This is a genomic window from Polaromonas sp. AER18D-145 (assembly GCF_002379095.1).
In the GTDB taxonomy this organism is placed as follows: Bacteria; Pseudomonadota; Gammaproteobacteria; order Burkholderiales; family Burkholderiaceae_C; genus Polaromonas.
Genome location: NZ_NBZV01000012.1, coordinates 1 through 26585 on the forward strand (window position 1 = coordinate 1; position 26585 = coordinate 26585).

The following is a 26585-nucleotide window of genomic DNA, read 5'->3' on the forward strand; positions in this document are numbered from 1 at the left end:
GGCCAGCGCCGGCCGGTCGGGGATAGGCTGGACGACAACGGCAGGAATGGGGGCGGGCGCCGGTGCCACCACCACCCGCGGCGGGGGCGTGACTGTGCCGGTGGGCGACGGCCATGGCGGCAGCGGCACCGAGGTACAGGCCGCCAGTGCCAGCAACAGGGGCAGCAGAACGGCGGCGCGCGGGCCGGTCCCGCGCCGGCGCAGGAAGAGGGGCGCCGGGCACGATGGCTCCAGGGAAGGGACGGGACGGTTCATCCGCAGGGGCAGGTCGGTCTTGGTCATGGCTTGGTATTGGGAAGGCCGGCGCAGGTGCGGCCCAGGCTGCCATTATCCGGCTTGCGTGCCCCTGCCGGTGTGGGGGCCTACCCTTTGGTGCAGCAATTTCGCAACCTTGCAGCGGCGTCGGTCAGGCCCGCATGAGAAACTATGGCCTCCATGCCCCCTGAATCCGCTCCTTCCACCATGAATTCCGGTTCTTTCCCCGCACACCGCCTCAGCGTGGCCCCAATGATGGACTGGACCGACCGGCATTGCCGCTACTTTCACCGCCTGCTGTCACGCCATGCCTTGCTGTACACCGAGATGGTGACCACCGGCGCGCTGATCCATGGCGATGTGGCGCGGCACCTGCGCTTCAACGCCGAAGAACACCCGGTGGCGCTGCAGCTGGGCGGCAGCGAGCCGGCCGATCTGGCGCACTGCGCCCGGCTCGGCGAGCAATGGGGCTACGACGAAATCAACCTCAACTGCGGTTGCCCCAGCGAGCGTGTGCAGCGCGGTGCCTTTGGCGCCTGCCTGATGGCCGAGCCGCAACTGGTGGCCGATTGCGTCAAGGCCATGGTCGACGTGGTGAAGGTGCCCGTCACCGTCAAGCACCGCATCGGCATCGACAAGGGCGAGAGCTACGAATTCGTGCGCGACTTTGTCGGTGCGGTCAGCGAAGCCGGCTGCACGACCTTCATCGTGCATGCGCGCAATGCCTGGCTCAAGGGGCTGAGCCCGAAGGAAAACCGCGAGGTGCCGCCACTGCGTTATGAGATGGTGGTCCGGCTCAAGCGCGAGTTTCCCGACCTCACCATCGTCATCAACGGTGGCATCACCACCAGTGAGCAGGTGGCAGCGCAACTGCGCGAGCTCGATGGCGTGATGATCGGTCGCGAGGCTTACCACAACCCCTGGTGGCTGGCCTCCTGGGATGAGGCTTTTTTCGGCGCGGCACCCAGCGAGGCGACGCGTGAGTCCGTCGAGGCGCACATGGCCGACTACATGGCCAGGGAGTTCACGGAACACGGCACGCCCTGGCCGACAATCGCCCGCCACATGCTGGGCCTGCGCCACGGCCTGCCGGGCGCGCGCCGCTGGCGCCAGGTCTGGAGCGATCACAAGCTCAAGAGCCTGCACCCGCGCGAGGTGATGGCGCTGGCCCATGCGCCAGGCGCTGCCGGCGAAAGCGCTGAATTTTCATTGCAGCTTGCGGTGACGGCGCATGTCTGATGCCGCGCAGCGCGAGACGCGCCGGGCGCTGCTGCTCCTGTGGCTGGTGCCGGCGCTCTGGGCTGTCAACTACATCGTGGCGCGCAGGGCGCCCGGCGTCATCGGGCCCTACATGCTGGCCTTGGGCCGCTGGGGCTTGGCCGCCCTGATCCTGGTGGTGATCACGCGGGCGGAATTGTGGGAACAACGGGCGGCAATCACGCGGGCCTGGCGGCAATACTTGGTGCTCGGCACCCTGGGCATGCTGATTTGTGGTGCCTGGGTGTACGAAGGGGCGCGCTCCACCGGGGCCATGAACATTGCGCTGATCTATTCGGCCTCCCCGGTGCTGATTGCCCTGGGGGCGATGTGGTGGCTGGGCGAGGGTTTTGGCGCGCGGCAGGCCGCGGGCGTGCTGCTGGCGCTGACGGGCGTGGTTCACGTGGTCGTCAAGGGGCGCTGGACGGCCCTGGCCGACGTGCAGTTTGTGGCAGGCGATGCCTGGATTCTGGCGGCCACCGTGTCCTGGGCGGCTTATGCGCTGCTGCAGAAAAGGTGGCCCAGTTCCCTGAGTGCGACGGCGCGGCTGGCCGCGATCTGTCTCGGCGGCACCCTGGTCCTGTTGCCCCCAGCCGTGTGGGAGGCGACGCGGCCCGGCGCAGACGCCCTGGGTGGCCAGGCCTTGCTGCTGGTGCTGGTGGCCGCGCTGATTCCCGGCGTGGGTGCCTACTGGATCTATGGCTGGGCGCAGAAGATCCTCGGGGCCAGCCGGGTGGCCGTGGCGCTGTACCTCGGCCCGCTTTACGCGGCGGGGGCTGCTTGGCTGCTCGGAGAGCCGCCGGGCTGGCACCATGCGGTTGGTGCGCTGCTGATCCTGCCGGGGGTGTTTCTGGTCACACGGCCAATGAAATCGTCGATGAAGACTGGCTAGATTCATATTTGAATCAGATTTAATTCAATTAATGAATTTAATATGGTTCATAATCTATTCTTTTAACAAAAGGAGAGAATGATGAGCGCCTTAAGGTCATTGATACAGGATTCAAAAAAAGCCAAGGAAGAGTTGATTGCATCGACTGTTCGCATGCCCCGTGAATTGCATTTGTTCATCGATGATTTGGGAGAACACTTGGAGTTGTCTCGGCAGGAAATATTGCTCAGTCTGATCAAGGAGGGCGCATCAGTTGCAAAAGAAGAGCTGAAATGGAATGAGCCGGATGGCGATGAGGAGTCGGGGGGGTTCCATGTGCTTAACACCAACAAAAGGCATACGGATGAGGATCATCGATGGATGATGGCTGACGGCGTTGCCGCTGCTTTTTACGATCCGTGGAAGTACAACATCGACCGCATCAAAAAAGGCGATATTGTTTTTCTCTATGAGAACTCAGTGGGAATCGTTGCGTATGGTGAAGGATCCGGGGTTACGCTGAAGAAGGATCGCAGTGGGGACAAGGATGAATGTCATTATCAGGAATTGAAAAATTTCAAGCGACTACCCGTACCAATGCCGGCGATCGAAGTGAAAAAACTCTTGAGTAGAAATGTCGTTTTCCTCAGAACCATGTCTGGTATGCCTGATGGAAAAAAGGTTTTAGACAGGTTGCGCGCAGGCTCGAAGGCTGCCTGAAACGATGGGCTTTTTTGTTCAGGTAGCCGCTTCCAGCCCGTTCCTGAAATGTTCGCGCATGCGCAGCACAGTGGCATCGGCATCGCGTGCGGCCAGCGCCGCCATGATGGCGCGGTGTTCGGCCAACGACTCTTCGATACGGCCGCTTTTGAGCAGTGAGTTGTGGCGGTTGAGCTTCATGACCTTGCGCAGGTCGGCCACCATCTGGTCGCGCCAGCGGTTGTTGGCGATTTCCAGCAGGCGCATGTGGAAGGTTTCGTTGATCTGGAAAAACCGCTCGCGGTTGGACACGGCTTTTTCGAGTTCGCGGTGCAGGGTTTGCAGCTCCTGCAGCTGGGCTTCGGTGGCCTGGGCCGCCACCACACCCGCGGCGTCGCTTTCCAGCAGGGAGAGCAGGTGGTAGACGTCGGCGAGGTCGCGTTCGGACACTTCGGTGACATAGGCGCCGCGCCGCACTTTCATGGTCACTAGGCCTTCGGTGGCCAGCACTTTCAGGGCTTCGCGCAGCGGCGTGCGGCTGATGCCGTATTCCTCGGCCAGCTTGAGCTCGTCAATCCAGCTGCCGGGCGCCAGTTCGCGGCTGAAAATGCGCTGGCGCAAAAGCTCCGCCACCTCTTCGTAAAGTGCGCGGGGGGTCAGTGAAACAGCGGCCATGGTCTTGTGAAGGTGTCAATGACAGCCGGAGGGCTGGACAATGCAATCTTATCCGAAACTAAATTTTGCATCAATAATTATAAATAACGTAAAATCACCGAATCGGCAGGTTGCCTGCCCAACCCCATTGAAGCATGCGCCATGAGCACCCCAAAACCTTCCTCCAGCCCTGAATTCGCCTCTGCCAGCCTGGAGGCCTGGGCCAAGGCGGCCGCCAAATCGGCGCCCGGCGGCGACGTCAACGCGCTGAACTGGCAGACTCCCGACGGCATCAGCGTCAAGCCGCTGTACACCGCGGAAGACGTCAAGGACCTGCCTTACACCAACACCCTGCCGGGTTTTGAGCCCTTTATCCGCGGCCCGCAGGCCACCATGTACGCGGTACGGCCCTGGACCATCCGCCAGTACGCGGGGTTTTCCACGGCGGAAGAATCGAATGCCTTTTACCGCAAGGCGCTGGCTGCCGGCGGGCAGGGTGTCTCGGTCGCGTTCGACCTGGCCACGCACCGTGGCTACGACAGCGACCATCCGCGTGTGACCGGCGACGTCGGCAAGGCCGGCGTGGCGATCGACAGCGTCGAGGACATGAAAATCCTGTTCGACCAGATTCCGCTGGACAAGGTGTCGGTCTCCATGACCATGAACGGCGCGGTGCTGCCGGTGCTGGCCGGTTATGTGGTCGCGGCCGAAGAGCAGGGCGTGGCGCAGGACCAGCTCAGCGGCACCATCCAGAACGACATTCTCAAAGAGTTCATGGTGCGCAACACCTACATCTACCCGCCGGCGCCCAGCATACGCATCATCGGCGACATCATCGAGTACACGGCCCAACACATGCCGAAGTTCAACTCGATCAGCATCTCCGGTTACCACATGCAGGAAGCCGGCGCCAACCAGGCACTCGAATTGGCCTTCACCCTGGCCGATGGCAAGGAGTATGTGAAGACGGCGATCGCCAAGGGCCTGGACGTCGACGGCTTTGCCGGGCGCCTGAGCTTCTTCTGGGCGATCGGCATGAACTTCTACCTCGAAGTCGCCAAGATGCGCGCGGCCCGCCTGCTCTGGTGCCGCATCATGAAGGAATTCAACGCCAAGAGCCCGAAGAGCCTGATGTTGCGCACGCATTGCCAGACCAGCGGCTGGAGCCTGACCGAGCAAGACCCCTACAACAACGTGGTGCGCACCACCATCGAGGCCATGGCCGCGGTCTTTGGCGGCACGCAAAGCCTGCACACCAACAGCTTTGACGAGGCGATCGCGCTGCCGACCGAGTTTTCATCGCGCATCGCGCGCAACACCCAGCTCATCATCCAGGAAGAAACCCACATCCCGAACGTGATCGACCCCTGGGCCGGCAGCTACATGATGGAAAAACTGACCCAGGACATGGCCGATGCCGCCTGGGCCATCATCGAGGAAGTCGATGCCATGGGCGGCATGACCAAGGCCGTGGACAGCGGCTGGGCCAAGCTCAAGATCGAGGCGGCGGCCGCTGAAAAGCAGGCGCGCATCGACAGCGGCAAGGACGTCATCGTCGGCGTCAACAAGTACAAACTCAAGACCGAAGATGCGATTGAAACCCGTGACATCGACAACGTGGCGGTGCGCGACGGGCAGATCACGCGTCTCAAGGCCATCCGCGCCGAACGCGACCCGGCGGCGGTGCAGGCCGCGCTGGAAGCCCTGACGGCCGCCGCTGAAAAGGGCGATGGCAACCTGCTCGATTTATGCATCAAGGCCATGCGCCTGCGTGCCACGGTGGGCGAGGTCAGCGATGCGCTGGAAAAAGTTTACGGGCGCCATCGCGCCGATACACAAAAGGTGACCGGTGTGTACGCAGCAGCTTATGACTCGGCCGAAGGCTGGGAAAACCTCAAGTCTGAAATCAACGCTTTTGCCGAGGCCCAGGGCCGGCGCCCGCGGGTGATGATTTCCAAGCTGGGCCAGGACGGCCATGACCGCGGCGCCAAGGTGGTGGCCACGGCTTTTGCCGACCTCGGTTTCGACGTGGACATGGGGCCGCTGTTCCAGACACCCGAAGAATGCGCGCGACAGGCGATTGAAAACGATGTGCACGCGGTGGGCGTTTCCACGCTGGCGGCCGGCCACAAGACGCTGGTGCCGGCCATCATCGCCGAACTGAAAAAGCAGGGCGCCGACGACATCATCGTGTTCGTCGGCGGCGTGATTCCGCGGCAGGACTACGACATGCTTTATGAAGCCGGCGTGAAAGGCATTTACGGTCCAGGCACGCCGATTCCGGCCAGTGCCAAGGATGTGCTGGAGCAGATCAAGGCTGCGCTGAAGTGATTCGGCCCTTGCTCTGCGTCATTCTGAAAACCGTTCGGGCTGAGCCTGTCGAAGCCTTTCACCAGAAACCATCCAAATGAATCTCGATCTTGTTTGGCTGACAGATTCAATTCGAGATAAACCGCCGGAGTGGATTTCTGCAATGGCTGCAGTTGTTTCCGTTTTGGGTTTATTTCTTGTTTGGAGGCAACTAAGCCTTGCCAAGAGAATCGCCCAGTTGGCTTTTGAAGATGATCTTGAAAGAGAATATCGAGATTTAGTTAAGGAAATTCCTACGAAAGCATTGCTTGATTCTGATTTGGATGATTCTGAATACCAGAAGGCGTTTGATGAGTTTTTCCGATATTTTGATCTTAGTAATACGCAAGTTATGTTGAGGCGACAGGACCGCATAGGCGATGTGGCTTGGAAAAATTGGTGCATGGGCATGCGTTTTAATTTGTCATTACCGGCTTTTTATCGAGCGTGGGGAGAAGTGAAAACGCGCACAAGTGAGCAGTCGAACGAATTTTTCAGTGAGCTGCGGCGATTGGAAGCAGACGAGTTTCAAAGCGATCCGAAGCACTGGAAATGAAAGACATGCGTCCTTTTTTTGTTTATCTCTTGCGTTGCTCAGACAGCTCCTACTATTGCGGGCATACGGATAACCTTGAATTGCGTATGCAGCAGCACCAAGCAGCTGATACCGGCTATACGGCGACTTGCAAGCCCGTTGAATTGATGTGGCAAGGTGAGTTCGAAACCCGCGAGGGCGCGATTGCGTTCGAGCAGCAAATTAAAGGCTGGTCGCGGGCCAAGAAAGAAGCATTGATTGCCGGGAATTGGGACAAGATTCAGGCGCTTGCCAAAGCGAAAAAGGCCGTTCGCCGTGAGCTGCCGGTCCTGAGCCCCGACGAAGGGGTCGAAGGGGTTGAAAGTGATGCAAGGCTTCGACAGGCTTCCTTCGACTCCGCTCAGGACGGGCGGCTTCGACAAGCTCAGCCCGAACGGGCGGGGACGGTTGCCGGGGCTGCTCTTCTGGACGGAATTCTGCATGGCGACGCCGCCGCGCAGCGCCGTGCCATCGCCAAAGCCATCACACTGCTCGAATCCACGCGCGGCGATCATCGCGCGCAGGGCGACGAACTGCTGACGGCCTTGTTGCCGCACACCGGCAAGGCCTTCCGCCTGGGCATCAGTGGTGTGCCCGGCGTCGGCAAATCCACCTTCATCGAGGTGCTGGGCCTGTACCTGATCGCGCAGGGCCACCGCGTGGCCGTGCTGACCATCGACCCGTCGTCGAGCGTCTCGGGCGGCTCCATCCTCGGCGACAAGACACGCATGGAAAAGCTGTCGGTGCACGAACGCGCCTACATCCGCCCCAGCCCGTCCAGCGGCACCCTGGGTGGCGTGGCGGAAAAAACGCGCGAGGCCATGCTGGTTTGCGAAGCGGCCGGTTACGACGTGGTGATTGTTGAAACCGTCGGTGTGGGCCAGAGTGAAACGGCGGTGGCCAACATGACCGACATGTTTGTGCTGATGCAACTGCCCAATGCCGGCGACGACCTGCAGGCGATCAAGAAGGGCGTGATGGAGCTGGCCGATCTGGTCGTCATCAACAAGGCCGACATCGACGCCGATGCCGCGATGCGTGCGCAGGCGCAGATTGCCTCGGCCATGCGCCTGTTCGGGCTGGTCAACAACGCGATGGGCCAGGCCCAGGCCGCGGCCTACGACACCTTCTGGCACCCCCAGGTGATCCAGCTCAGCGCGCTGCACAACAAGGGGGTTGATGTTTTTTGGGCAGCGGTGACGCAGTTCAGGAACATACAGATCGCCAACGGCCGGCTGGCCGAACGCCGCCGGCACCAGTCGCTCGCGTGGATGTGGGAGCGCATCGACGCCGGGCTCAAGCAGGCCTTCCGGCAGGATCCGGCGGTCAGCGCCTTGCTGCCCACCCTGGTGGCCGATGTCGAAAGCGGCCGCATCCCGGCCTCCACCGCAGCACGAAATCTGCTTGCAGCCCAATCTGGTCGGGCGCTGGCAGCTACCAAATAATGAGCATATAGAAAGCAAACCATGCAAGACATTCTTGAGCAACTCGAAACGAAACGCGCCGCGGCCCGCCTGGGCGGCGGGCAGAAACGCATAGACGCCCAGCACGGCAAGGGCAAACTCACGGCGCGCGAGCGGCTGGAGCTGCTGCTCGACGAAGGCACGTTCGAGGAATGGGACATGTTTGTCGAGCACCGCTGCACCGACTTCGGCATGGAGGGCAACAAGATCCCCGGCGACGGCGTGGTGACCGGCTACGGCATGATCAACGGCCGCCTGGTGTTTGTGTTCAGCCAGGACTTCACCGTGTTCGGCGGCGCGCTGTCCGAAGCCCATGCCGAGAAAATCTGCAAGGTGATGGACCAGGCCATGAAGGTCGGTGCGCCGGTGATCGGCCTGAACGATTCCGGCGGCGCGCGCATCCAGGAAGGGGTCGCCTCGCTGGGCGGTTATGCCGACGTGTTCCAGCGCAACGTGATGGCCTCGGGCGTGATTCCGCAGATCAGCATGGTCATGGGCCCTTGCGCCGGCGGCGCGGTGTATTCGCCCGCGATGACCGACTTCATCTTCATGGTGAAAGACAGCTCCTACATGTTTGTCACCGGCCCCGAGGTGGTGAAAACCGTGACGCATGAGGAAGTGACGGCCGAGGAACTGGGCGGCGCCACCACCCACACGACGCGCAGCGGCGTGGCCGACCTGGCCTTCGACAACGATGTCGAAGCGCTCCTGATGCTGCGCCGGCTCTACAACTACCTGCCGCTGAACAACCGCGAAAAAGCGCCTATCCGACCCAGCGCCGACCCGGCCGGCCGCATGGACCTGAGCCTGGACACGCTGGTGCCCGAGAACCCGAACAAGCCCTACGACATGAAGGAGCTGATCGTCAAGACGGTGGACGACGGCGACTTTTTCGAGATCCAGCCCGAGTACGCCAAGAACATCATCATCGGCTTTGCCCGCATGGAAGGCCAGTCGGTCGGCATCGTGGCCAACCAGCCGCTGGTGCTCGCCGGCTGCCTGGACATCAAGAGCAGCATCAAGGCCGCGCGTTTCGTGCGTTTTTGCGATGCCTTCAACATCCCGGTGATCACCTTCGTCGACGTGCCCGGCTTCATGCCCGGCACCAGCCAGGAGTACGGCGGCATCATCAAACACGGCGCGAAGCTGCTGTATGCCTATGCCGAATGCACCGTGCCGAAAATCACCGTGATCACGCGCAAGGCCTATGGCGGCGCCTACGACGTGATGAGCTCCAAACACCTGCGCGGCGACGTCAACTTCGCGTGGCCGAATGCCGAGATTGCGGTGATGGGCGCCAAGGGGGCGGTCGAAATCATCTTCCGCGAAGACAAGGGCGACCCGGTCAAGCTGGCCGCGAAAGAGGCGGAGTACAAGGCGCGTTTTGCCAACCCTTTTGTGGCCGGTGCACGCGGTTTCATCGACGACGTGATCCTGCCGCACGAAACCCGCAAGCGCATCTGCCGCTCGCTGGTGATGCTCAAGGACAAGAAACTGGAAAACCCGTGGCGCAAGCATGGAAACATTCCACTTTGATGTGCCATTGCGGACTTGATCCGCAATCCATCTCACGATGAGCACTTATTGCCAACCAACAACAGCCTGGATGCCGGATCAGGTCCGGCATGACAAGACCTTGAGGAAACCAACATGTTTAGCAAGATATTGATCGCGAACCGCGGCGAAATCGCCTGCCGCGTCATCCAGACCGCCCGCAAGATGGGCATCCAGACCGTCGCGGTGTATTCCGACGCCGACAAGGATGCCCGCCATGTCGAGCTGGCCGACGAGGCCGTCCACATCGGGCCCGCGCCCAGCCGGGACAGCTACCTGCAGGCCGACAAGATCATTGCGGCGGCCAAGCAGACGGGCGCGCAGGCGATTCACCCGGGTTATGGTTTCCTCAGTGAAAACGCCGGTTTTGCCAAGCGGGTCGAAGAAGAGGGCATCGTCTTCATAGGCCCCAAGCACTACTCGATCGCCGCCATGGGCGACAAGATAGAGTCCAAGAAGCTCGCGGGCGCTGCGGGCGTGAACTGCATTCCCGGCGTCAACGATGCGATTGAGACGGCGGAAAAAGCCGTGGAGATTGCCAAGGGCATTGGCTACCCGGTGATGATCAAGGCCAGTGCCGGCGGTGGCGGCAAGGGCCTGCGTGTGGCGTTCAACGACAAGGAAGCCTTTGAAGGCTTTACCTCCTGCCGCAACGAAGCACGCAACAGTTTTGGCGATGACCGCGTTTTCATCGAGAAGTTTGTCGAGGAGCCGCGTCACATCGAGATCCAGCTGATCGGCGACAGCCACGGCAACGTGCTTTACCTCAACGAGCGCGAGTGCTCGATCCAGCGCCGCCACCAGAAGGTGATCGAGGAGGCACCGTCGCCCTTCATCAGCGAAGCGACGCGAAAAGCCATGGGTGAACAGGCCGTGGCGCTGGCCAAGGCGGTCAACTACGAATCGGCCGGCACGGTCGAGTTTGTGGTCGGCAAGGACCAGAGTTTTTACTTCCTCGAGATGAACACGCGGCTGCAGGTCGAGCATCCGGTGACCGAATGCATCACCGGGCTGGACCTGGTCGAACTCATGATTCGCGTGGCGGCTGGCGAAAAGCTGCCGCTGGCGCAGAAGGACGTCAAACGCGAGGGCTGGGCCATCGAGTGCCGCATCAATGCCGAAGACCCGTTCCGCAATTTCCTGCCGTCCACCGGCCGGCTGGTGCGTTTCCAGCCGCCAAAGGAAACCATGTTTGCGGCGGGGGAGCCCTCACCCCAGCCCTCTCCCGAGAGGAGAGGGAGTGAATCGCCTCCTCTCCCTCTGGGAGAGGGCAGGGGTGAGGGTGGCTTCTACGGCGTGCGAGTGGATACCGGCGTGCAGGACGGCGGCGAGATCCCGATGTTTTACGACTCGATGATTGCCAAGCTGATTGTTCACGGCACCGACCGCCTTGACGCGATTGCCAAGATGCGCGAGGCTCTGAACAGCTTTGTGATTCGCGGCGTGTCGAGCAACATCCCGTTCCAGGCGGCGCTGCTGGCGCACCCGAAGTTTGTCGCCGGCGACTTCAACACCGGCTTCATCGCCGAAAACTACGCCCAGGGTTTCCGCGCCGAAGATGTGCCGCATGACGATCCAGGTTTTCTGGTGGCGCTGGCCGCCTACGTGAACCGCCGCCTGCTCGGCCGTGCCGCGGGTATCAGCGGCCAGATGCCGGGTCACGGCGTGACCGTCGGCGAGGAGTTTGTGGTGGTTAACCTGGGCGCAGAGGGCAAAAACACCTCACAACCGGCCATGGTGCGGGACTATCAAGCCAAATCAGGCTCTAGCCGAATAGAGACGGGCGCCGGCAGCTATGAAATATGTAGCAATTGGCACCTGGGCGGTGCGCGCATCCGCGGCACGGTCAATGGCCAGCCGTTTGCCGCCCAGGTCGAACGCGGTGTCGACCGCAATCCCCTGGCCATTCGTATTGCCCACAACGGCACGCGGCTGGACACGCTGGTGCTGTCGCCGCGTGCCGCACAACTGCACGCCCTGATGCCTTACAAGGCGCCGCCGGACATGAGCCGTTTTGTGCTCTCGCCCATGCCCGGCCTGCTGGTCGAGGTGGCGGTGCAGCCCGGCCAGAAGGTGCAGGCCGGCGAACGCGTGGCGGTGATCGAGGCCATGAAGATGGAAAACGTGCTGTTTGCCACCGCCGACGGCGTGGTCGGCAAGGTGCTGGCCGCCAAGGGCGAGTCCCTTAGCGTGGACCAGCCGATTGTCGAGTTTGCCTGAACTGAAACGGGACACGCCATGAATCCTCAAGCATTTGAAGCCTTGCTGAAAACCGAACACTTCAGCGAGATCACCACCATCAGCCGGCCGGCGGGTTACCAGCTGGGTGAACACCAGCACCCGTTTGATGCCTGTGCGCTGGTCACCGACGGGCAGATCACCCTGGTGGTGGCGGGTGTGTCCAGCACCTACGCCGCGGGCGATGTCTTCCGCCTGGCGGCGGGGACGCCGCACCTGGAATGCGCCGGCCCCCATGGCGTGACTTACCGGGTCGGCCGCCGTACGGCCGCTGCCTCATGAGCCGGCCCCTTCGGCAGGCTCAGGACAGGCCTTTCAAGGTGCTGGGCATCCAGCAGATCGCCATAGGCGGCACCAGCAAGGACCGCCTGCGTACCCTGTGGGTGGACATGCTGGGGTTGGAGGTCACCGGCAACTTTGTCAGTGAGCGCGAAAACGTCGATGAAGACATCTGCGCCATCGGCAGCGGGCCGTTCAAGGTCGAGGTGGACCTGATGCAGCCGCTGGACCCGGACAAAAAACCGGCGGTTCACACCACGCCGCTGAACCACGTCGGCCTGTGGATCGACGACCTGCCCACCGCCGTGACCTGGTTGACGGCGCAAGGCGTGCGTTTCGCCCCGGGCGGCATCCGCCAGGGGGCGGCGGGTTTTGACATCTGCTTCCTGCACCCCAAGGCCAGCGACGAGTTTCCGGTGGCCGGGGAGGGCGTGCTGATCGAGCTGGTGCAGGCGCCGCCTGAGGTGGTCCAGGCCTTTGCCAGGCTGGCTGGCTGAAAAAGGAAGCGAACCTCTCGGGATAGCCCTGCTTCAGCTTTCGATCGCCGCAGACGTTGAGTAAGGCGCTCTGATGCCGGCAAAACAGGATTGAGAAGGGACTGAGGGATTCACCCGAGAGCGCTGTCCGCCGGGCCGGGCGTAAACTGGCTCGGCCTCCTGACCCGGTGGTGTTGCAGCGGGGCGAAGGAGACAGCGTTTTGCAGCCTACCAACATAGCCAATCCGTCCTACTTCCACAAGGTCGTCGATTGCCAATGGGCCTGTCCCGCCCACACCCCCGTTCCTGAGTACATACGCCTGATCGGCCAGGGGCGTTACACCGACGCCTACATGGTCAACTGGGTGTCCAACGTCTTCCCCGGCATTCTGGGCCGCACCTGCGACCGACCCTGCGAGCCGGCCTGCCGCCGCAGCCGGGTCGAGGAAAACAATGGTCCCGGCGCCGGGCCGTCCCAAGCCGGGAGCGCCCCCTTGGGGGGCCGGGGCGAAGCACCCGGGGGGCCATTTCATCCGGAACCGGTGGCCATCTGCCGGCTCAAGCGCGTGGCGGCCGACATGAAAGACGATGTCCGCCAGCGCATGCCCAAACTCGCTCCCGGAAACGGCAAGCGCATGGCCTGCATCGGTGCCGGCCCGGCCTCGCTGACGGTGGCGCGTGACCTGGCGCCGCTCGGTTACGAGGTCACGGTGTTTGACGGCGAAGCGAAGGCCGGTGGATTCATACGCACCCAGATTCCGCGCTTTCGCCTGCCCGAGTCGGTGATCGACGAGGAAACCGGCTACATCCTGGACCTGGGTGTGAACTTCAAGAGCGGCCAGCGCATCGCCTCCATGAAGGGTTTGCTGGCGCAGGACTACGACGCGGTGTTTGTCGGCTGCGGCGCACCGCGCGGGCGCGACCTGGACCTGCCAGGCCGCAGCGAGATCACGGAGAACATCCACATTGGCATCGACTGGCTGGCCTCGGTCTCTTTCGGCCACATCACCACGATTGGACAGCGCGTCATCGTGCTCGGCGGCGGCAACACGGCCATGGACTGCTGCCGGTCCGCACGGCGCCTGGGCGGCACCGACGTGAAGGTGATTGTGCGCAGCGGCTTCGACGAAATGAAGGCGTCGCCCTGGGAGAAGGAAGACGCCCAGCACGAGGGCATTCCCATCATCAACTTCCACGTGCCCAAGTCTTTTGCACACCGCCAGGGCAAGCTCACCGGCATGACTTTTGAGGTGGTCCAGGCGGTGTATGACGGCAGCGGCCGTCGCAGCCTGGTGCCGACCGGTGTGCCGGATGTGCTGGTCGAGTGCGACGCGGTGTTGATTGCCGTAGGCCAGGAAAATGCCTTTCCCTGGATAGAGCGCGACTGCGGCATCACCTTCGACAAGGGGGGGCTGCCGGTGCTGGGCAAGGAGACGTTCCAGTCCAGCCTGCCGAATGTGTTTTTCGGCGGCGATGCGGCCTTCGGTCCGAAAAACATCATCACGGCGGTGGCACACGGACACGAGGCGGCGGTGTCGATCGACCGCTTTCTGAACGGCGAGGACATCCGCCGCCGGCCCGATCCGATGACCAACTTGATGTCCACCAAGATGGGCATCCATGAGTGGAGCTACGACAACGACACCTCCAACGATGCCCGTTTCAAGGTGCCCTGGGCCAAGGCGGAAATTGCGCTGGCCAGCATACGCGTCGAGGTGGAGCTCGGTTTCGACGCCGCAACGGCTTTCAAGGAAGCCGGGCGCTGCCTGAACTGCGATGTACAGACAGTGTTCACCGCACCGGCCTGCATCGAATGCGACGCCTGTGTCGATATCTGCCCGATGGACTGCATCAGCTTCACCGCCAACGGCGACGAGGCCGACCTGCGCACGCGGCTGAAAGCGCCGGCGCTGAACCTGGCGCAGGACCTCTATGTGTCAGGCGAACTCAAGACCGGGCGGGTGATGGTCAAGGACGAGGATGTCTGCCTGCACTGCGGCCTGTGTGCCGAGCGCTGCCCGACCGGGGCCTGGGACATGCAGAAATTTTTGCTGACAACGACACAGGCCGGGCCGTCCTGCCGCGATGCCAACAAGGCTGCCGCCCGAGTGGGGGCCGCATGACAGAGATATCTTGTTCCCTTTCCCTCCGGGAGAGGGCCAGGGTGAGGGTATCGCGCCGTCCTGGCGACCCTCACCCCGACCCTCTCCCATGGGGAGAGGGAGTAAACGGAGCTGCGCAATGAAAAAGATTGAAGCCGTCAACGACTTTGTGATCAAGTTCGCCAACGTCAACGGTTCGGGCTCGGCCTCGGCCAACGAGCTGTTTGCCAAGGCCATTTTGCGCATGGGGGTGCCGGTGAGCCCGCGCAATATTTTTCCCAGCAACATCCAGGGGCTGCCGACCTGGTACGAGGCGCGTGTGAGTGACAAGGGCTATCAGGGCCGGCGCGGCGGCGTCGACATGATGGTGGCCATGAACCCGCAGACTTGGGATGCGGATGTGGCCGAGCTGGAACCGGGCGGCTACCTGTTTTACGACAGCACGCGGGCCCTGCCGGCGTCCAGCTTCCGTGACGATATCCACGTCATCGGCATGCCGCTGACCGAGATCTGCAATGCGGTCTACAGCGACCCGCGCCAGCGCCAGCTGTTCAAGAACATCGTGTATGTGGGCGCGCTGTCGGTGTTGCTGGAGATGGAGCCCGAGGTGCTCGAAAAGCTGTTCGGCGAGCAGTACAAGGGCAAGGAAAAGCTGCTGGCCTCCAATGTGCAGGCCCTGCACCTGGGCCGGGACTTCGCCAGCGAGCACCTGCAGGCGCCGCTGGGCATACGCGTGCAGCGCCGCGACATGGTCGGCGACAGGATCTTTGTCGACGGCAACAGCGCCGCGGCGTTGGGCTGCGTCTATGGCGGCGCCACGGTGGCCGCCTGGTACCCGATCACACCGTCCTCGTCGGTGGCCGAGGCCTTCCAGTCCTACTGCGCCAGGTACCGGGTGGACCCCGCGACCGGCCGGCACAACTACGCCGTGGTTCAGGCCGAAGACGAAATCGCCTCCATCGGCATGGTGGTGGGCGCGGGCTGGAACGGCGCGCGTGCCTTCACCGCCACCTCGGGGCCGGGCGTGTCGCTGATGACCGAGTTCCTCGGGCTGGCCTACTTTGCCGAGATCCCGGTCACCATCATCAATGTGCAGCGCGGCGGGCCGTCCACCGGCATGCCGACACGTACCCAGCAGGCCGACCTGATCTCCTGCGCCTATGCCTCGCATGGCGACACCAAACATGTGCTGCTGCTGCCGGAAGACCCGCACGAGTGTTTCGAACATGCCGCCGCGGCGCTGGACCTGGCCGACCGGCTGCAGACGCCGGTGTTTGTGATGACCGACCTGGACATCGGCATGAACCAGCGCCTGTGCGAGCCCTTTGCCTGGGACGACAGCCGCGGTTACGACCGCGGCAAGGTGATGACGGCCGAGGAGCTGGAGGCGGGCAAGGACTTCGGCCGCTACAAGGATGTGGACGGCGACGGCATCCCCTGGCGCACCTTGCCGGGCACGCACCCCAGCAAGGGCAGCTATTTCACGCGTGGCACGACGCGCAATGCCTACGCCCAGTATTCCGAGCGTGGCCCGGACTACATCTACAACGTGCAGCGGCTGCTGAAAAAGTTCGAGACCGCGGCCACGCTGGTGCCGCAGCCGGTGCTGCGGCCCGCCGCGCGCCCGACCCGGCTGGGCGTGATTTATTTCGGATCCACCAGCCCGGCCATGAACGAGGCGCTGGATGTGTTGACCGAAGCCGGCATCCACATCGATGCGCTGCGCCTGCGCGCCTTTCCGTTTCCTGCGCCGGTCGCGCAGTTCATCGCTGCGCATGACAAGGTGTTTGTGGTCGAGCAGAACCGCGATGCACAGATGCATTGCCTGCTGGTCAACGAGCTTGATGTCGATCCGGCGCGCCTGGTGCGGGTGCTGCATTACGACGGCACGCCGATCACCGCGCGTTTCATCACCGGGGCCATCCTGCAGCAGGCGCAGGCCGGGGCAGAGACCTCACAGCCGCAAGGCAAGGAGCGTGCGTTATGACTTATCTGGCCAAACCACAGCTGCATCATCCCTCGCTGACGGTCAACAAGGTCGGCTACACCCGGCGTGACTACGAAGGCAAGATTTCCACGCTGTGCGCCGGCTGCGGGCACGACTCGATCTCGGCGGCCATCATCCAGGCCTGCTGGGAACTCGACATCGAGCCGCACCGCGTCGCCAAACTCTCGGGCATAGGCTGCAGCTCCAAAACGCCGGACTATTTTCTCGGCGCCTCCCATGGCTTCAACACCGTGCATGGCCGCATGCCCTCGGTGCTGACCGGCGCCAACTTGGCCAACCGCGAGCTGCTGTACCTGGGTGTGTCGGGGGACGGCGATTCGGCGTCGATTGGCCTGGGCCAGTTCGCCCACGCGATGCGGCGCGGCGTCAACATGGTCTACCTGGTGGAGAACAACGGCGTGTATGGCCTGACCAAGGGGCAGTTTTCGGCGACGGCCGACCAGGGCTCCAAAAGCAAGAAAGGCGTGGTCAACAGTGACAGCCCGGTGGACCTGGTGGCCCTGGCACTGCAACTGGGCGCCACCTATGTGGCACGCGGGTTTTCGGGCGACAAGGCGCAACTGGTGCCGCTGATCAAGGGCGCCATCGGCCACGGCGGTGCCGCCTTCATCGACATCATCAGCCCCTGCGTGGCGTTCAACAACCATGCCGGCAGCACCAAGAGTTACGACTACGTGCGCGAACACAACGAGGCCGTCAGCCGCATCGACTTCATCAGCGCGCGCGAGGAAATCACCACCAGTTACGCGCCGGGCGAGGTGATCGACGTGGTGCAGCACGATGGTTCCAGCCTGCGTTTTCGCAAGCTGCACGCCGACTACGATCCCACCGATCGTTATGCGGCCCTGAGTTACATGAACGCACACCAGGCGCGTGGCGAAGTGGTCACCGGCCTGCTCTACGTTGACCCGCTGGCGACCGACCTGCATGTGGCGCTCAACACCAGCGACACTCCGCTGAACAAGCTGGGCGCTGCGGCCCTGTGCCCGGGGTCGCGTGCGCTGGACAAGGTCAATTCATCCCTGCGTTAGGGCCTGTTCACACTATTTATGCAAGATGCGTTGCGAGTCAAAAAGGCCATGCGTGAGGCGCAAAATGCAGCCGGGCTGGCGCCCGGCAAGGCTTTGCAACGCTGCGCATGGCCTTTTTGGCCGCAACCCGGAGGGAACGGGGTGAAAACAGCGCCACTCCGCGTTGCACTCCTACGCCAGACGCCCGGTCTGGCGGTCGTCGCGCGCCTTGATTGGCGCTGTTTTCACCACGTTCGCACTCGTATAAATAGTGTGAACAGGCCCTAACCCGCTCCCACTGGACAGGAGGACCCTCATGTCTGAACGTACCGTGTTTCAATCCATCCCGCGCCGGCATGTGGTGAGTTGCCCGCCGCAGGCCAGCGTCTGGCAGGCGGCCTGTGTGATGACCAAAGCCAACTGCGGCAGCGTGCTGATCATTGACGCTGCCGGCGTCATGCAGGGCATCCTGACCGAGCGTGACCTGATGACCCGTGTGCTGGCCAAGGCCCTGAATGCCAAAAAAACGCCGGTGTCCGAGGTCATGACGCACAACCCCCTGTGTGTGGTGCCCGAGATGACCGTCTCGGATGCCGTGTTAATCCTGCTGGAGCGCGGATTCCGGCATTTGCCGATTGTGTCGTCGGCCGGAAAAATCCTGGGGGTGTTTTCGATTCGTGATGCCTTGCCGCGCGAGATTGACAGCGCCGTCAGCCTGGCCGAGTTCCGGGACTCGGTCAATGACGCGCTGGGCTGAGAGGGGCCCTAGCTGTTGCCTGCGTCGCGCCTGGCGCGTGAGCGTGCCAGCGCTGCTTCAATGATGGCGCGTTTCTGGTCCAGGATGACGGGGTCCGTGTGCTGGGAGTGTCCCGGCAGGTCGGCCAGTGCGGCTTCAGCTTTTTCTTCAAGCCTTTTCTGATGGTTGCCCTTTTCCTGCTTGCACCGAATGCTATGAAATTCATAGCGATTGCGCGCCAGGGCAGCGTCGGCCTCTGACCAGGCGGCCCAGCCGGTGCGCTCACCGGTGACGTTTTCCAGGCTGATGCAGTCGACCGGGCACACGGGAACGCAGAGTTCGCAGCCGGTGCAGCAGGACTCGATCACGGTGTGCATGAGTTTGTTGCTACCGACAATGGCGTCCACCGGGCAGGCGTCCAGGCACAGGGTGCAGCCTATGCACCAGGCCTCGTCGATGACGGCCATCTGGCGCGGGCCTTCGCTGCCGTTCTCGGGGTTGAGGGGGAGGGCGGGCCGGCCGGTGATCAGGGCCAGACGCGCGATGCCTTCGGCGCCGCCGGGCGGGCACTGGTTGATCCCGGCCTCGCCGTCGGCCAGGGCCTGCGCGTAGGCCGCGCAGTCGGGGTAGCCGCAGCGTGTGCACTGCGTTTGCGGTAGCGCGGCATTGAGCCGCTCGGCGAGCAGGTTCACGGCACGGTGCTCAGCGGCGGGAGGGGCTTACTTTTTGGCCGTGCTCTTTTTGGCGACGCTGCGGGTGGCTGGCTTGGGCGCCACCTTGGCGGCCGGTTTGGCTGCTGGTTTGACTGTTTTTTTGGGTGCTGCCTTGGCCTGTTCGGAAAGGGTGGGCCCCTGGTTGTGCTCAAGAATGAAGGCCTTGACCTGCGGGTACACGATGTCGCGCCAGCGGCGGCCGCTGAAAATGCCGTAGTGGCCTGCACCCTTGACTTCCAGGTGCTTCTGGCGTGCCTTGGGCACGTTGTAGCAAAGGCCGTGGGCCGCTTCGGTCTGGCCGGAGCCGGAGATGTCGTCGAGTTCGCCTTCGACCGTGAAGTGGGCCGTGGTGGTGATGTCCTGCGGGCGCACGCGCTCGAGCTTGCCTTCCCTGGACTTCACATCCCAGGTGCCGTTGACCAGCTTGAACTCCTGGAACACGGTCTTGATGGTGTCCAGGTAGTAGTCGGCGTCCATGTCCAGCACGGCGTTGTACTCGTCGTAAAACCGGGTATGGGCTTCGGTGCTGGCGTCGTCGCCCTTGATCAGGTCCTTGAAGTAGTCATAGTGGCTGGTGGCGTGGCGGTCGGGATTCATCGCGACAAAGCCGGTGTGCTGCAAAAAACCCGGGTAGACACGGCGCCCGGCGCCCGCGAAGTTGCTCGGCACGCGGTAGATCACGTTGTTCTCGAACCATTCGAAGCTCTTGTTCATGGCCAGGTTGTTGACGGCCGTCGGCGACCGGCGCGCATCGATGGGCCCGCCCATCATGGTCATGGACAGCGGCGTGGTTTCACCCCGGCTGGCCATCAGCGAAATGGCGGCCAGCACCGGCACGGTCGGCTGGCACACGCTGATGACGTGGCAGTTGCCGTAGATGCCCTGCACGTGCGTGATGAATTCCTGCACGTAGTTGACGTAGTCGTCGAGCGCGAAGGCACCGTCGGACAGCGGCACGGTGCGGGCGTTTTTCCAGTCGGTGATGTAGACCTTGTGGTCCTTGAGCATGGTCTTGACGGTGTCGCGCAGCAAGGTGGCGTAATGGCCCGACAGCGGCGCCACGATCAGCACCGCCGGCTGGCCCTTGAGTTTGGTCAGGGTGGCCGGATCGTCGGTAAAACGCTTGAAGCGGCGCAGCTCGCAAAAGGGCTTGTCCACCTCGATGCGTTCGTGCACGGCCACGCCGGTACCGTCCACATCGACGGTGGTCAGACCGAAGGCCGGTTTTTCGTAGTCCTTGCCGAGGCGGTAAATCAGGCTGTAGCCGGCGGCCGCCCGCTGCGCCAGCGGGCTCTGGCTCAAGGGCGACAGCGGATTGTTGTAGAGCTTGGCGGCGGCCTGGGCGAAGTCGACAAACGGCTCCATCAGCGAACGCTGGGTTTCATAAACTTGATAAAGCATGGATGACCTTTGTACAACAATATGCTGCAGTGCAGCAAATAATAACAGGTGTGCTTACGATTAAATGGAGGGCAAACACCAATACAAAAGGGTCGGATGACACTTCTTTTTGCCATTCAATGGAAAATCTCACATGTCTGGCCGCTGGATGCCTGAACTTCCTCCCGGAAGACAGGCGAAAAGCCTCAATAAAGCGACGCAAAGCACCAAGGCCGCCGGCCCTGGCTCCTACCTGATGGATGTTTATGACCGAAATCACCAGCGCCCTGGCGCTTGACGAAATCACTTCACTGAAAAAATCCGACCGGATGCCAGTGCTGTTTGTCGGCCACGGCAGCCCCATGAACGCGATAGGCGACAACGAATACCGCCGCAGCTGGCAGGAGCTGGGCGCGGCGTTCGGCAGCCAGTACCCGCCGCCGCAGCTGGTATTGTGCATTTCAGCCCATTGGCTGACCGAGGGCTGGTGGCTGACCGGCATGGCGCAACCCAAGACCATCCATGATTTCGGCGGTTTTCCGCAGGAGCTGTTCGACCAGCAGTACCCGGCGCCGGGCGCGCCCGCCGCCGCACGCGAGATCAGCCGTTTTGTCAGGCAGCGCGGCTCGGCGCCGCTGGGGGTGGACCTCAAGGCTTGGGGCCTGGACCACGGCGCCTGGTCGGTGCTCCAACCCATGTTTCCCGACGCCGCCATCCCGGTGCTGCAGCTGAGCATGGACTACGGCCGCCCGCCGTCCGACCACTACGCGCTGGCCAGACAGCTCAAGGGCCTGCGCGAGCGCGGTGTGCTGATCGTGGGCAGCGGCAACATCGTGCACAACCTGCGCCAGGCGCAGCGCGGCGCGGCCGGCCACCAGGCCTATGATTGGGCGCTGGAGTTCGACCAGACCACAGGGGGCTACATTCAACAGGGCAACCTGGACGCCCTGCAGAACTTCCAGAAGCTGGGCCAGCTGGCGCTGATGGCGCACCCGACCCATGAACATTACCTGCCGCTGCTGTATGCGGCAGCGGCGGTGGACAGCAGTGAAGCGCCACGTTTTTTCAATACCAGTTTCCAATTCGGCTCGATCTCCATGCGCTCCGTGATCTGGGGCTGAACCAGGAACCCAGCAACACCATGCCAAGCCGCCAAACTGTCCAGGAATTCATCGCACTGGTGGAGCAGGGCCACTACGTCGAGGCTATCGAGCAGTTTTATGCGCCCGATGCCAGCATGCAGGAAAACAGCGAGCCGCCCCGGCGCGGCCGGGATACGCTGGTCAGCTACGAGCGGGCCGTCATGGCCGCCTGCAGCGCGATGCGCACCTTGCCGGTGGACTCCTTCCTGGTCGACGGCGACTTCGTCGTGATCCACTGGGTGTTCGAGTTCACCCGTGTTTCAGGCTCGATGCTGCGCATCGACGAACTGGCGCACCAGCGCTGGGAGGGCGACAAGATTGTGGAAGAGCGCTTTTTCTACGATCCGACGACGGTCGGTGGTTGACCGAGGACTGCACTAACCGCAACCGCTGTCACTATCAAATAGATAGCTTGTTGTGCTTGTTTCATAAGGGTTGCGGGCGTTTTTTGTCATGAATCCTGGAAAGCTGCCGCGGGTGGCGCCGGGTCGGGCCGCCTGAGCCGGGGCCACCGCGCCCAACCGCGCGGCAGGCCGGCCAGGCCGATTTACATCACCTTGGCGATGGACGCGCAGACGTGGGCGATGTTGTGGCTGTTCAGCGCGGCCACACACATGCGGCCGGTGTCGGTGCCGTAGACGCCGAATTCATTGCGCAGGCGCACCATCTGGTCTTTCGTCAGGCCGGAGTAGCTGAACATGCCGATCTGCTGGGTGATGAAGCTCATGTCTTCCTTCACGCCAGCGGCTTTCAGCCCGTCCACCAGCTTCTGGCGCATGTCCTTGATGCGCACGCGCATCTCGCCCAGCTCTTTCTCCCAGAGCGCGCGCAGTTCGGGGTTGTTCAGCACGTTGGCGACCACGGTGGCGCCGTGGATCTGCGGGTTGCTGTAGTTGGTCCGGATCACGATCTTGAGTTGCGACAGCACGCGATCGGCCTCGTCCTTGTTCTCGCACAACACCGACAGGGCGCCGACACGTTCGCCGTACAGGCTGAAGCTTTTGGAAAACGAGGTCGAGACAAAGAAGGAGAGACCGGCGGCGACAAACTTGCCGATAACGGCGCCATCTTCCTGGATGCCCTGGCCGAAGCCCTGGTAGGCCATGTCTAGGAAGGGGGTCAGCTGGCGCGCCTTGACGGCAGCGATCACCTGGTCCCACTGCGCGCTGGTGATGTCGTAGCCGGTCGGGTTGTGGCAGCAGGCGTGCAAAACCACAATGGTGCCGGCAGGCGCGGCATTCAGGGCCGCGAGCATGCCCTCGAAGTTGACGCCGCGTTTGGCGGCGTCGTAATAGGGATAGCTTTCCACGGTGAAGCCGGCCTGGGCGAACAGGGCGCGGTGGTTCTCCCAGCTGGGGTCGCTGATCAGGACCTTGGCGTCCGGGCTGAGCTTTTTCAGGAAGTCGGCACCTATTTTCAGGCCGCCGGTGCCGCCTATGGCCTGGGCGGTGGCAACGCGGCCGCTTTTGACGGGCTCACTGTCGGCGCCAAATACCAGCGCCTTGACGGCCGCGTCATAGGCGGCCACACCGTCCATGGGCAGGTAGCCGCGCGGCTTGGGCGATGCCATCATGGCCTTTTCGGCGGCCTGCACACACTGCAGCAGGGGCAGCTTGCCGTTGTCGTCGTAATAAACACCGACGCCGAGATTGACCTTGTTCGGGTTGGTATCGGCATTGAATTGCTCGTTCAGGCCCAATATAGGGTCACGGGGGGCCATTTCGACGGCGGTGAAAAGCGACATGAAAATCCTCTGGAAGGGTGGTTTGTGTTTTTTAAACGGACCGGCACGCCATCTGGTTTACCGGGTCTGAGGCAGACAGCCGGCAGATCGGCAGCCCCAGGTTCCGCCCGCCCGCCAAATGTCGTATTCTGTTTGGTTGCCCCAGATTTTAGCGGGCCAGGATTGAGTTTTTTATGCCAGAACTGATTGAAGTCATGCCCGAGTCCAGCGAAGCGCCTGCCAACGGCGAATTTGTGCGTTTTCCGGACTCGCCGTTCGAGCTCTTCATGCCTTACCCTCCGGCCGGCGACCAGCCGGTGGCCATTGAGCAACTGGTCGAGGGCCTCAACGATGGCGAGGTGTTCCAGACCCTGCTCGGTGTGACCGGCTCGGGCAAAACCTTCACCATGGCCAATGTGATTGCCCGGATGGGGCGGCCGGCCATTGTGTTTGCGCCCAACAAGACGCTGGCGGCGCAGCTGTACAGCGAGTTTCGCGAGTTTTTCCCGAAGAATGCGGTGGAGTATTTCGTCAGTTATTACGACTACTACCAGCCCGAGGCCTACGTGCCGCAGCGCGACCTGTTCATCGAAAAAGACTCGGCGATCAACGAGCACATCGAGCAGATGCGCCTGTCGGCGACGAAAAGCGTGCTGGAGCGGCGCGACACCATCATCGTCGCCACGGTCAGCGCGATTTACGGCATTGGCGCGCCCGAGGACTACACGCAGATGCGTTTCATCGCGCGCGCCGGCGACAAGATGAACCAGCGCGACGTGATCTCGCGCCTGATCCGCATGCAGTATGCGCGCAACGACCAGGACTTTGCGCGCGGCACCTTCCGCGTGCGCGGCGACGTGATCGACGTGTTCCCGGCGGAACATTCCGAGCTGGCCATCCGCATCGAGCTGTTTGACGACGAGATCGAGTCGCTGCAGCTGTTCGACCCGCTGACCGGGCGCATACGCCAGAAGGTGCCGCGTTTTGTGGTCTACCCCAAGAGCCATTACGTGACGCCGCGCGACAAGGTCATGGCCGCGGTCGAAACCATCAAGATCGAGCTGTCCGAGCGCGTCAAGCAATTTGTCGGCGACGGCAAGCTGGTCGAGGCGCAGCGCATCGAGCAGCGCACGCGCTTCGACTTGGAGATGCTCAGCGAGATCGGCCACTGCAAGGGCATCGAGAACTACACGCGCCACCTGAGCGGCGCGCCACCGGGCTCGCCACCGTCGACGCTGTGCGACTACCTGCCGAAAGACGCGATCATGTTTCTCGACGAGAGCCACGTCATGATCGGCCAGCTCAACGCCATGTACAACGGCGACCGTTCGCGCAAGACCACGCTGGTCGAATACGGCTTTCGCTTGCCCAGCGCGCTGGACAACCGGCCGCTGAAGTTCGAGGAGTTCGAGACCAAGATGCGCCAGGCCATTTTTGTCTCGGCTACGCCGGCGGCTTACGAGCAGCAGCATGCCGGCAAGGTGGTGGAGCAGGTGGTGCGGCCCACCGGGCTGGTGGACCCGGAGGTCGAAGTGCGGCCGGCCACGCACCAGGTCGACGACGTGCTGCAGGAAATCCGCATTCGTGTCGATAAAAACGAACGGGTGCTGATCACCACGCTGACCAAACGCATGGCCGAGCAGCTGACCGATTACCTGACCGACAACGGCGTCAAGGTGCGTTATCTGCACAGCGACGTGGACACGGTCGAGCGGGTCGAAATCCTGCGCGACCTGCGCCTGGGCACCTTCGACGTGCTGGTCGGCATCAATTTGCTGCGTGAAGGCCTGGACATTCCCGAAGTCAGCCTGGTCGCGATCCTCGATGCCGACAAGGAGGGCTTTCTGCGCTCTGAGCGCAGCCTGATCCAGACCATAGGCCGGGCGGCCCGCAACCTCAACGGCCGGGCCATCCTGTATGCGGACCGCATCACCGACTCCATGAAAAAGGCGATGGATGAAACCGAACGCCGCCGGAACAAACAGATCGCTTTCAACCTCGAACACGGCATCACGCCGCGCAGCATCGTCAAACGCATCAAGGACCTGATCGACGGCGTCTACAGCGAGAAATCCGGCAAGGAAGCGGAAAAGCTCGAGCTGCAGAAGGCCCTGGTGGAGGACATGAGCGAGAAAGACATTGCCCGCGAAATCAAGCGGCTGGAAAAACAGATGATCGGACACGCCAAAAACCTGGAGTTCGAAAGGGCGGCAAGCGTGCGTGACCAGTTGCATGTGCTCAAGGCGCAGGCATTTGGCGCGCCGGGTGTGGACAATGTGCCGCCGGTGGCCGGCTGAAGGCGAAGCGGAAGCAGGACTTTCATCACGAATTTCGCACTGTTTGTCCTGGACAAACTGATCCGACCGGTACAATGACGAGTGAATCGGTCGGGCTTCTGTGCTATACTTGACGAAAACAGTCAAGAACAAACAGAACAACAAAAAGCCCTGTAGCCGATCAGGCCGACAGGCCGGGGCGGGTGGAGAAAAAGTTCCCTGCAAAGCCACAAGCTGACAGGGTGAGCCAAACGACAGTCAAGCCAACTTTTAAGGAGCTTGAAAATGCGCCTCACGACCAAAGGCCGCTTTGCGGTCACCGCGATGATTGACTTGGCCCTGCGCCAGAACAACGGCCCCGTTACCCTGGCCGCCATCAGCCAGCGCCAGCAGATTTCGCTGTCCTACCTCGAGCAACTGTTCGGCAAACTGCGCCGCCATGAACTCGTCGAGTCCACCCGTGGCCCCGGCGGCGGTTATACCCTGGGCCGCAAGGCGGCAGACATCACCGTGGCTGACATCATTGTGTCGGTGGACGAACCCATCGACTCGACCCAGTGTGGCGGCAAGGAAAACTGTCTCGGTGACGGTGGACGCTGCATGACGCACGAATTGTGGGCCTCGCTGAACAGCCGCATGGTGGAATTTCTCGACTCCGTGACCCTGCAAAAGCTGGTCGACGACCAGCTGGCCAAAGGGGTGGTGGTTGAAAATACACCCATGGTGAAGAAAGCCATCTTCACCGCGCCTGTGGCCAAGCCGATGCGCGTCAATGCGCCCAATTCGGTGTTTGCCTTGGGCAACGCGTTTTCGAAGTCCTGAGCGG

General features: G+C 62.5%; 22 protein-coding genes and 2 pseudogenes. 19 read left to right on the forward strand and 5 right to left on the reverse strand.

The window, feature by feature from the left end; translation table 11 throughout:
- Nucleotides 1–282, reverse strand: a pseudogene (locus B7G52_RS23775) (hypothetical protein); the annotation flags it as partial.
- Between the two features lie 180 nt (nt 283–462).
- Here B7G52_RS23775 and dusA point away from each other — a divergent pair.
- The 3 genes from dusA (at nt 463) to B7G52_RS08340 (ending at nt 3103) form a co-directional block, all read left to right on the forward strand.
- Nucleotides 463–1494: a tRNA dihydrouridine(20/20a) synthase DusA gene (dusA, locus tag B7G52_RS08330; RefSeq protein ID WP_240523369.1), complete on the forward strand. Its 1032-nt coding sequence runs from the start codon at nt 463–465 to the stop codon at nt 1492–1494.
- On the forward strand, nt 1487–2404 hold the full coding sequence (locus B7G52_RS08335) for a DMT family transporter (RefSeq protein WP_096697159.1): 918 nt from the start codon (nt 1487–1489) through the stop codon (nt 2402–2404). Before dusA ends, B7G52_RS08335 begins: the two co-directional genes overlap by 8 nt.
- Before the next feature lie 78 nt (nt 2405–2482).
- Complete coding sequence (locus tag B7G52_RS08340; RefSeq protein WP_205853038.1) at nt 2483–3103, forward strand: hypothetical protein; 621 nt, start codon at nt 2483–2485, stop codon at nt 3101–3103.
- Nucleotides 3104–3121: 18 nt separating this feature from the next.
- On the opposite strand, the gene B7G52_RS08345 is transcribed toward B7G52_RS08340, so the two are convergent.
- A complete protein-coding gene (locus tag B7G52_RS08345) occupies nt 3122–3757 on the reverse strand; it encodes a GntR family transcriptional regulator (RefSeq protein ID WP_096697160.1) in 636 nt (211 codons plus the stop codon).
- A 141-nt stretch (nt 3758–3898) separates the two neighbouring features.
- Here B7G52_RS08345 and scpA point away from each other — a divergent pair, with 141 nt between their 5' ends.
- The 12 genes and pseudogenes from scpA (at nt 3899) to B7G52_RS08395 (ending at nt 18546) form a co-directional block, all read left to right on the forward strand.
- Nucleotides 3899–6067, forward strand: coding sequence for a methylmalonyl-CoA mutase (gene scpA, locus B7G52_RS08350; RefSeq protein WP_096697161.1), 2169 nt, complete (start codon nt 3899–3901; stop codon nt 6065–6067).
- A 76-nt stretch (nt 6068–6143) separates the two neighbouring features.
- Nucleotides 6144–6641 (forward strand): hypothetical protein, encoded by a 498-nt coding sequence (locus B7G52_RS23270; RefSeq protein ID WP_141397409.1) that lies wholly within the window; start codon nt 6144–6146, stop codon nt 6639–6641.
- A gap of 5 nt (nt 6642–6646) precedes the next feature.
- A pseudogene (locus B7G52_RS24010) lies at nt 6647–6856 on the forward strand (GIY-YIG nuclease family protein); the annotation flags it as partial.
- A 228-nt stretch (nt 6857–7084) separates the two neighbouring features.
- Nucleotides 7085–8104, forward strand: coding sequence for a methylmalonyl Co-A mutase-associated GTPase MeaB (gene meaB, locus B7G52_RS08355; RefSeq protein ID WP_170954720.1), 1020 nt, complete (start codon nt 7085–7087; stop codon nt 8102–8104).
- A gap of 21 nt (nt 8105–8125) precedes the next feature.
- Nucleotides 8126–9658, forward strand: a complete 1533-nt coding sequence (locus tag B7G52_RS08360) for an acyl-CoA carboxylase subunit beta (protein WP_096697163.1) — start codon at nt 8126–8128, stop codon at nt 9656–9658.
- A 114-nt stretch (nt 9659–9772) separates the two neighbouring features.
- Nucleotides 9773–11896 (forward strand): acetyl/propionyl/methylcrotonyl-CoA carboxylase subunit alpha, encoded by a 2124-nt coding sequence (locus tag B7G52_RS08365; protein ID WP_096697164.1) that lies wholly within the window; start codon nt 9773–9775, stop codon nt 11894–11896.
- Nucleotides 11897–11914: 18 nt separating this feature from the next.
- The gene (locus tag B7G52_RS08370) at nt 11915–12196 is read left to right on the forward strand and encodes a cupin domain-containing protein (protein ID WP_096697165.1); all 282 of its coding nucleotides are present in this window, start codon (nt 11915–11917) and stop codon (nt 12194–12196) included.
- Nucleotides 12193–12690, forward strand: a complete 498-nt coding sequence (locus B7G52_RS08375) for a VOC family protein (protein WP_096697166.1) — start codon at nt 12193–12195, stop codon at nt 12688–12690. Before B7G52_RS08370 ends, B7G52_RS08375 begins: the two co-directional genes overlap by 4 nt.
- A 200-nt stretch (nt 12691–12890) precedes the next feature.
- Nucleotides 12891–14792 (forward strand): FAD-dependent oxidoreductase, encoded by a 1902-nt coding sequence (locus B7G52_RS08380; RefSeq protein ID WP_096697167.1) that lies wholly within the window; start codon nt 12891–12893, stop codon nt 14790–14792.
- Between the two features lie 118 nt (nt 14793–14910).
- Nucleotides 14911–16758: a 2-oxoacid:acceptor oxidoreductase subunit alpha gene (locus tag B7G52_RS08385; RefSeq protein WP_096697168.1), complete on the forward strand. Its 1848-nt coding sequence runs from the start codon at nt 14911–14913 to the stop codon at nt 16756–16758.
- Entirely contained in the window at nt 16755–17810 is a 1056-nt protein-coding gene (locus B7G52_RS08390; protein ID WP_096697169.1) for a 2-oxoacid:ferredoxin oxidoreductase subunit beta, read from the forward strand. Before B7G52_RS08385 ends, B7G52_RS08390 begins: the two co-directional genes overlap by 4 nt.
- Nucleotides 17811–18105: 295 nt before the next feature.
- The gene (locus tag B7G52_RS08395) at nt 18106–18546 is read left to right on the forward strand and encodes a cyclic nucleotide-binding/CBS domain-containing protein (protein WP_096697170.1); all 441 of its coding nucleotides are present in this window, start codon (nt 18106–18108) and stop codon (nt 18544–18546) included.
- Between the two features lie 8 nt (nt 18547–18554).
- Here the strand turns inward: B7G52_RS08395 and rsxB are convergent, their stop codons facing one another.
- Both rsxB and B7G52_RS08405 read right to left on the reverse strand, forming a co-directional pair.
- The gene (rsxB, locus tag B7G52_RS08400; protein WP_096697171.1) at nt 18555–19217 is read right to left on the reverse strand and encodes an electron transport complex subunit RsxB; all 663 of its coding nucleotides are present in this window, start codon (nt 19215–19217) and stop codon (nt 18555–18557) included.
- A 27-nt stretch (nt 19218–19244) separates the two neighbouring features.
- Nucleotides 19245–20639 carry a polyhydroxyalkanoate depolymerase gene (locus B7G52_RS08405; RefSeq protein ID WP_096697172.1) on the reverse strand — a complete coding sequence of 465 codons (1395 nt, stop codon included), beginning with the start codon at nt 20637–20639 and terminating at the stop codon, nt 19245–19247.
- A gap of 245 nt (nt 20640–20884) precedes the next feature.
- Here B7G52_RS08405 and ygiD point away from each other — a divergent pair, with 245 nt between their 5' ends.
- Both ygiD and B7G52_RS08415 read left to right on the forward strand, forming a co-directional pair.
- On the forward strand, nt 20885–21739 hold the full coding sequence (ygiD, locus tag B7G52_RS08410) for a 4,5-DOPA dioxygenase extradiol (RefSeq protein ID WP_170954718.1): 855 nt from the start codon (nt 20885–20887) through the stop codon (nt 21737–21739).
- Between the two features lie 20 nt (nt 21740–21759).
- Complete coding sequence (locus B7G52_RS08415; RefSeq protein ID WP_096697174.1) at nt 21760–22125, forward strand: nuclear transport factor 2 family protein; 366 nt, start codon at nt 21760–21762, stop codon at nt 22123–22125.
- Nucleotides 22126–22307: 182 nt separating this feature from the next.
- Here the strand turns inward: B7G52_RS08415 and B7G52_RS08420 are convergent, their stop codons facing one another.
- Nucleotides 22308–23504, reverse strand: a complete 1197-nt coding sequence (locus B7G52_RS08420) for an amino acid aminotransferase (RefSeq protein WP_096697175.1) — start codon at nt 23502–23504, stop codon at nt 22308–22310.
- 173 nt (nt 23505–23677) lie between these two features.
- Between B7G52_RS08420 and uvrB the strand changes: the two genes are divergently transcribed.
- Entirely contained in the window at nt 23678–25780 is a 2103-nt protein-coding gene (gene uvrB, locus B7G52_RS08425; RefSeq protein ID WP_096697176.1) for an excinuclease ABC subunit UvrB, read from the forward strand.
- 264 nt (nt 25781–26044) lie between these two features.
- A complete protein-coding gene (gene iscR / locus B7G52_RS08430; RefSeq protein WP_096665511.1) occupies nt 26045–26581 on the forward strand; it encodes a Fe-S cluster assembly transcriptional regulator IscR in 537 nt (178 codons plus the stop codon).
- Nucleotides 26582–26585: the final 4 nt, after the last annotated feature.